At 61.5% G+C, this 288-nt stretch carries 1 pseudogene; it reads right to left on the bottom strand.

What is annotated here, in order from left to right:
- A pseudogene (locus ACT6QU_RS19435) lies at nt 1-288 on the bottom strand (PHP domain-containing protein); the annotation flags it as partial.

Below are 288 nucleotides of genomic sequence, written 5' to 3'. Positions count from 1 at the left end.
TAGGTCGCGGGATCTTCCGCGGGAATGGTGGAAAGATCGTGCTTCAGTCCCTTGTGATCCTGCAGGAATTCAAAAGCGCGGCGCATGCAGCTCAGCATCCCCAAAGCAAGGATGTCGACTTTCATGAAACCGAGGGCGTCGATGTCGTCCTTGTCCCATTCGATGACCTGCCGGTCTTCCATCGCGGCGGGCTCGATCGGCACGAGTTGGTCGTGCCGGTCGCGCGTCAGCACGTACCCGCCCGGGTGCTGCGAAAGGTGGCGGGGCGTGTTGTTGAGATAGCGCGCC

Source organism: Aliihoeflea sp., assembly GCF_052435475.1.
Classification (GTDB): domain Bacteria; phylum Pseudomonadota; class Alphaproteobacteria; order Rhizobiales; family Rhizobiaceae; genus Aliihoeflea.
The sequence above is the reverse complement of the archived record's forward strand: the minus strand, read 5'-3'. Positions and strand labels throughout refer to the sequence as shown.